Source organism: Planomonospora sp. ID67723 (assembly GCF_015711605.1).
GTDB lineage: Bacteria > Actinomycetota > Actinomycetes > Streptosporangiales > Streptosporangiaceae > Planomonospora_A.
In genome coordinates, this window is the sequence record NZ_JABTEZ010000001.1 from 2696829 (window position 1) to 2703498 (window position 6670).

Consider the following 6670-nt stretch of genomic DNA (forward strand, 5'->3'; position numbering starts at 1 on the left):
GCCCCGCGGCCGTCTGAGCCCCGCGGCCGTCTGAGCCCCGCGGCCGTCTGAGCCCCGCGGCCGTCTGAGCCCCGCGGCAGGTCGGGGGTCCGCCCGGCGGCCGCACGGGCATTTCCCCGGCGACCCCGCGATGGCACCATCAGAAGATCGACGGTGACGCGGGAGGGCGGGGCATGGGGATCCGGAGACCGAAGCCGATACACCTGCTGACGATCGCGGCGTGCCTCACATGCGATCTCGTGGCACCGCTGCACCTCGTCAGGAACGACGGCGGGTTCTTCTCCGTCCTGATGCTCCTGGCCTTAATGGCCAGCCTGCTGGCGGCGCCGCTTCTGCTGTTCCTCTGCCTGTACGGCCGGGGCCGGTGGGCCGCCTGCGCAGTGCTGGCGCAGATCGTCCTCGGCTTCGTCACCTTCGCCGGCGGAGCCCAGCCGCTGCACGCCGTTTACCTGGTCGCGCTGGGCCGGCCGGTCGAGGCCACCGTCGCGGGCTCGACCAGCGAATGCGGCCACCAGGTGACCGGCCAGGCCGCCGAGACCGGCCCGTACGTCTGCACGGCCACCCTGGATCTCGTGGGGCCGGACGGCGAGGCGGTGGCCGGCGGCGGGATGCGCGGCAACGAGTTCGTGGGCGCCCGGCTGGAGGCGGCCCGGACGGACGGAGATCCGGCGGACTCGATCACCGTCCTCGAGGATCCGCTCGGGCTGGCACGTCCCCTCACGGCGGACCCCGCCACCGGATGGCCCGAGATCGGCGACCTCCAAGGACTCCACGCCGTGGTCCTCGTGCTCTGCTGGGCCGCGCTCGCCGGGAGCCTCCTCGCGGTCTCCGCCACCGGCCTGAGGCGACGGCGGACGACGCCCCCCGCCGGAGCCGATGAACCCGGCGACGGAGGACGGGAGCAGGAGGCGTCCGGCGAGCCCGATCCCACACGACCGGCGCGGACACCGGGGCCCGCCGCGGGGCGGGACTGCTAGGTTCCGGAAGCGTGACGAAAAACGTGGAAGTCCTGCGCTACACCGCCTTCACCCATGATCCCGACGGGGGAAACCCCGCGGGGATCGTCCTGGACGCCGCCGGGCTCTCCGACGACGACATGCTCGCCGTCGCCGCCGAGGTCGGCTACTCCGAGACCGCCTTCCTGACCTCGCGGGACGACGCGGCCCGCACCTTCCGGGTCCGCTACTTCTCGCCTTCGGCGGAGGTCGACTTCTGCGGGCACGCGACGATCGCCACCTCGGTCGCGCTGGCCGAGCGGATCGGGGTGGGCCGGCTGACCTTCACCACGAACGCGGGCGAGATCGCCGTGGAGGCCGAGGTCGACGGCGACTCCCTGCGGGCCACCCTCACCAGCGTGCCCACGCGGTCGGTGCCCATGGAGGAGGACGCGCTGGACGAGACGCTCGCCGCGCTGGGCTGGTCCCGCGACGACCTCGACAAGGACTTCCCGCCGCACGTCGCGTTCGCCGGGAACGACCACCCGATGATCGCGGCCTCGTCCCGTGCCCGCCTGGCGGACCTGAGCTACGACTTCGACGCACTGAAGTCGATCATGATCCGGCGCGGCTGGACGACTGTGAACCTGTTCTGGCGCGAGCACGACGGCTGGTACCACTCGCGCAACCCGTTCCCGATCGGCGGGGTGGTCGAGGATCCGGCGACCGGTGCGGCGGCCGCGGCGTTCGGCGGCTATCTGCGGGCGCTGGGAGCCGGGGTGCGGGAGTTCACGGTCATCCAGGGTGTGGACATGGGCCGTCCGAGCGAGTTGAAGGCGTCGATCGCCGCGGAGGACGGGCGCACCCGGGTGGGCGGCGGGGCCGTCGCGATGACGACGCCCTGACCACCGGTCCAGTGGCGGCTCCTTGACTTGTACCAAGCACTTGCTCAAGATCCGGATGTGGCGACATTCGCGGAGCTGATCCGGGCCCGGGCCGGTGACGAGCACCCCGGGCTGCTGTTCGAGGACGAGAGATACGCCTGGTCCCGGCTCGTCCGGGAGGCCGAGCGCCGGGCCGCCATGGCGCTCGGCCTCCGCGAGCCCGGACGGCCGTTCCACATCGGCGTGCTGCTGGAGAACGTCCCCGAGTACGTGCTCTGGATCTTCGCCGCGGCCCTGGCGGGGGCCGCGGTGGTCGGGATCAACCCGACCAGGCGCGGCGAGGAACTGGCCGGGGACGTCCGCCACACCGACTGCCTGTTCGTCGTCACCGACTCCGCCGGACACGGCCTGCTCGACGGGCTGAAGACCGGCGTCCCTCCGGACCGCGTCCTGCGGGTGGACACCCCCCGCTACCACGCCCTCCTCGCCCGCCGTGCGGCCGCCGCTCCCGGCACCGGGCCGTACGGCGGAACCGCGGACGCGAGCCGTACCGGCGCCGGGGCGGAGGACCTCGCACCGGAGCCCGGCGACCCGTTGCTGTTGCTGTTCACGTCCGGGTCCACGGGGGCGCCCAAGGCCGTGATCTGCGGGCAGGGGAGGCTGGCCGCGATCGCGGAGCGGGGCGGGCGGTTCGGGATCGGGCGTGACAGCGTGACCTACCTGGCGATGCCGCTCTTCCACGGAAACGCGATCATGGCGAACCTGGCCATGGCGACCCACGCCGGGGCGACGGTCGCGATGCGCCGCCGCTTCAGCGCCTCGGGCTTCCTGCCCGACGTCCGCAGGTACGGCGTCACCTACTTCAACTACGTCGGGCGCGCGCTGGCCTACATCCTCGCGACTCCCGAGCGCCCCGGCGACGCGGACAACCCGCTGCAGACCGCGTTCGGCACCGAGGCCTCCGCCCGGGACCTGACCGAGTTCGCCCGGAGGTTCGGCGCCCGGGTCATCGAGGGATACGGCTCCTCCGAGGGCGCGATCACCATCTCGAAGGTCCCGGGCACCCCCTCCGACGCGCTCGGTGTCCCCCCGGAGGGGATGGACGTCGCCGTCCACGACCCGGAGACCGGCCGCGAGTGCCCGCGGGCCCGGTTCGGCGACGGCGGAAGGCTGCTCAACGCGGACGAGGCCATCGGCGAGATCGTCCGCAGGGACGCCACCGGGTTCGAGGGCTACTACGACAACCCCGAGGCCGACGACCTGCGGCTGCGCGACGGCTGGTACTGGAGCGGAGACCTCGGCTACCGTGACGCGGACGGCTACTTCTACTTCGCCGGCCGTGACGCCGACCGGCTCCGGGTGGACGGTGAGAACTTCGCCGCGGCACCGGTCGAGCGCATCCTGTCCCGCTTCCCCGGCACCGTCATGTGCGCGGTCTACGCCGTCCCCGACTCCCGCACCGGCGACCAGGTGATGGCCGCCCTCGAACTCGACGGCGGCTTCGACCCCGGCGCCTTCACCGCTTTCCTCCGCGCCCAGGCCGACCTCGGCACCAAGTGGGCGCCCATGTTCGTACGGCTTGTGGAGGAGATGCCGCTCACCGCCACGAACAAGGCGGACCGGCGGGGCCTGCGCCGCGACCGGTGGGAGTGCGCCGACCCGGTCTGGTGGAGTCCGGCCCGCGACCTGCGCTACGTCCCTCTCACCGGCGAGGCGCGGCTCGCCCTGGGAGAGGAGTTCGCCGAGTTCGGCCGGGGGTACCTGCTGTGACGGGTCGTCCGATTCCTGCAAGACACCGCCGCAGGGCCGGGCGTACGGTCGGAGCATGAAGACGCTGACCCATGACGCGTTCGCCGCCGCAGGGCGGTACATGCAGCTCAACGCCCGGCTGATCGACCGGCTGAGATACGACAGGCTGTTCGGCGGGGGATCGCCGGAGCGGGTGCTGGCCGTCCTGCGGGCCTACCAGAATCCCGACGGCGGGTTCGGCAACGCCCTCGAACCCGACCTGCGGGGCGCGGAGAGCCAGCCGGAACCGGTCGAGGTGGCGTTCTGGGTCCTCGACGAGCTGGACGCGTTCGGCGACCCGATGGTGACCGCGGCGTGCGACTACCTCATGGCGGTCACCACGGACGACGGAGGGGTGCCGTTCGTGCTGCCGAGCGTCCGGCGGTCCCCGCGCGCGCCCTGGTGGGAGACCCCCGACGATCCGCCGGGCTCCCTGGTGCCCACCGCCTCGATCGCGGGCCTGCTGCACAAGCACAAGGTCGTCCACCCCTGGCTCACCCGGGCCACCGAGTTCACCTGGAACGCGATCGAGTCGACCGCCGAGGTGCAGCCCTACACCGCGCGGGCGATCCTGCACTTCCTGGAGCACGCCGCCGACCGCGACCGGGCCCACGAGCAGTTCGTACGGCTCCGCGACGCGATCCTGGCCACCGTGTCCTTCGACCCGGAGGCGACCGGTGAGGCGCACTTCCCGCTCGACTTCGCCCCCGAGCCGGGTGAGCTGCCGCTGTTCGCCGACGAGATTCTCGAACGGCACCTCGACGCGCTGATCGACCAGCAGACCTCCGAGGGCGGCTGGGCGCCCAACTTCCCCATGTGGACCCCGATCGTCGCCCACGAATGGGGCGGCTTCCTCACCGTGGCACGGCTGAAGACGCTCAAGGCCTACGGGCGGCTGCCTACGGGCGGCTGACGAGCCGGCCCATCGGGACCCCGGCCAGCCGCCTCACCTCGTTGGCCATGTGCGACTGGTCGGCGTAACCGCTGGCCAGCGCCACCTCGGCCAGCGTGAGACCGCGCCGGGCCAGCCGCAGCGCCCGCTGGAAGCGCACGACCCGCTGCAGCACCTTGGGGCCGTACCCGAACGCACGCAGGCACCGCCGGTGGAGCTGCCGCTCGCTCAGCCCGAGCTCCCAGGCGACCTCCCCGGCGCTCCGCCCGGACCGCAGCGCCCCGGCGATCGCCGAGGCGGCAGGGTCGGGGCCGGGAGTCGCGCGCAGCCGTACGGCCAGTGCCTCCTGCAGGGTCTCGGCAGTCACGGTGCCCGCGGTCGTGACGCCGTCGACCAGGGAGCCGCGGACCGTCCTGCGGGAGATCGCGGCACCGGCGGCCGTCTCTCCGACGGTAAGGCCGGGCAGCCTGCCCAGATCGGACAGGGGGACCCGCTGGTCGCGCAGCGCGTCCAGCGGGACCCCGAACACCTCGCCGACCGCGCCGGGCCGGAACCGGACCCCGGCGTAACGGTCACCGGGGGAGAGCCGAACGGGCATCGGTCCGGTGTCGGGCCCGGCCACGTGGAGCCCGCCGGGGCCCCAGATCAGGTCGACGCAGCCGTCCGGCACGACCAGACTCGTCGTCGGTGAGGTCGCGACGCTCGCCCAGAGGCAGGCGACCCGCTCTGCGATCGCCGGATCCGGAGCCCACTCGCGATACACGTCTCCAGACTAGGGGGAGGAAGCGTCATCCGGTCCCGGCCGGGCCTCCGGACGGGACCGGACCGCCGCGTCCGCCCCCGGTGGCGCCTCACCGGAGATGAGCGTCGCGGCCCATCCGCCGTCGGGGTCGCTGTCGATCAGCAGGGCACGGGCCAGCAGGCTCAGCGGGATGGCCAGGAGCGCACCCAGCGGGCCGAGCACGAACGCCCACAGCAGGAGGGAGAGGAACGTCACGGTCGTGGACAGCCCCACCGCGTCGCCGAGGAACTTGGGCTGGATGAGTGACTGGACCACGAAGTTGATGGCCATGTAGGCGGCGACCACGAGGAGCATGGTCCTGACCCCGCCTTCCAGCAGGCCGAGCAGGGCGGGAGGGACGAGCCCGATGACGAAGCCGAGGTTCGGGATGTAGTTGGTGATCAGCGCCAGGACTCCCCAGAGCAGGGGGAGCGGGACGCCGAGCAGCCAGAGCGCGGTGACGTCCAGCGCGGCGCAGACGATGCCGAAGACCGTGGAGACGACCAGGTAGCGGCGGGTGTTGCGAGCGAAGGCGGCGAGTGCGTCGATGAGCTTCGGCCGATGGTTCGACCCGGAGGAGAGGATCCGGGAGAAGACCGGCGCGTCCAGGCACATGGCGAGCACCAGGACGACGATCAGTATCAGTCCGGAGAAGACTCCCAGCAGCCCTGAGGCGAACCCCTGGACGAGAGAGAAGACCTTGCCGGGATCGAAGGATTCGATGGCCCGGTTGATCTGGTCGGTGCCGACGCCCAGCCGCGCCGCGAGGTCCTGCGCCTGGACGACGAGTTCGTTGAACTGCGCGGCATAGGTCGGGGCCAGGCCGGCCAGTTGCGCGACCGAGATCGTCAGGATCGCCACCATGCCGAGCAGGACGAACAGGACGACGGTCAGGGGGGCCGCCACCAGCAGCCAGCCGGGCGCGCCGTGCCTCTGCAGCCAGGCTCTGACCGGTGAGACCGCGATGACGAGCACGAGTGCCAGGAGCATCGGGCCGAGGATCGATGCGACCTCTCTCATCCCGCCCAATGTGATCACCGCACCCGCGGCGCAGAGCAGCACGGTCAGGGCTCTGGGCATCGTTCTCTGGCCAGCCATGTCCTTCTCCTACCCGCGAGAAGAGGTGCGATCTTCTCGGGCAGGACGCTGATTTGACGGAGTCGGCGGTGCTCCATAGAGTTCACAGGCCCGAGGGGGTCGATGGAGATCGTCGAGACCTCGGGAACCCCTTCTCACCCCTCCTTCGCCAGGGAGCGTTCGCGTTCCGGCAAAGTCAGGTTCGACAAGAGCAGGATGTTGGAGTAAGGTTGAAGGGTTGCTCCGGAGACGGAGTGGTCGCGATCCGGATGGATCGCCCGAAACGGGTCAGTTTGACACGAAACGGGCGGAT

6 protein-coding genes are annotated in these 6670 nt (G+C 71.9%); 4 read left to right on the top strand and 2 right to left on the bottom strand.

Features of this window, described 5'->3' with window-relative positions; all coding sequences use genetic code 11:
* Positions 1-239 precede the first annotated feature (239 nt).
* Genes HS041_RS12755 through HS041_RS12770 form a run of 4 tightly spaced genes read left to right on the top strand, consistent with a single transcriptional unit; the run spans position 240 to position 4520 of the window.
* Positions 240-977 carry a hypothetical protein gene (locus HS041_RS12755; RefSeq protein ID WP_196440678.1) on the top strand — a complete coding sequence of 246 codons (738 nt, stop codon included), beginning with the start codon at positions 240-242 and terminating at the stop codon, positions 975-977.
* An 11-nt stretch (positions 978-988) separates the two neighbouring features.
* A complete protein-coding gene (locus HS041_RS12760; protein ID WP_307845258.1) occupies positions 989-1840 on the top strand; it encodes a PhzF family phenazine biosynthesis protein in 852 nt (283 codons plus the stop codon).
* A gap of 57 nt (positions 1841-1897) precedes the next feature.
* Positions 1898-3589 carry an AMP-binding protein gene (locus tag HS041_RS12765; protein WP_196440679.1) on the top strand — a complete coding sequence of 564 codons (1692 nt, stop codon included), beginning with the start codon at positions 1898-1900 and terminating at the stop codon, positions 3587-3589.
* Positions 3590-3644: 55 nt separating this feature from the next.
* Positions 3645-4520 carry a hypothetical protein gene (locus HS041_RS12770; RefSeq protein ID WP_196440680.1) on the top strand — a complete coding sequence of 292 codons (876 nt, stop codon included), beginning with the start codon at positions 3645-3647 and terminating at the stop codon, positions 4518-4520.
* On the opposite strand, the gene HS041_RS12775 is transcribed toward HS041_RS12770, so the two are convergent.
* Together HS041_RS12775 and HS041_RS12780 are read right to left on the bottom strand one after the other, a co-directional pair.
* Positions 4507-5262 carry a helix-turn-helix transcriptional regulator gene (locus HS041_RS12775; protein WP_196440681.1) on the bottom strand — a complete coding sequence of 252 codons (756 nt, stop codon included), beginning with the start codon at positions 5260-5262 and terminating at the stop codon, positions 4507-4509. The two genes, HS041_RS12770 and HS041_RS12775, sit on opposite strands and share 14 nt — an antisense overlap.
* Positions 5263-5271: 9 nt before the next feature.
* Complete coding sequence (locus HS041_RS12780) at positions 5272-6378, bottom strand: AI-2E family transporter (protein WP_196440682.1); 1107 nt, start codon at positions 6376-6378, stop codon at positions 5272-5274.
* Positions 6379-6670: the final 292 nt, after the last annotated feature.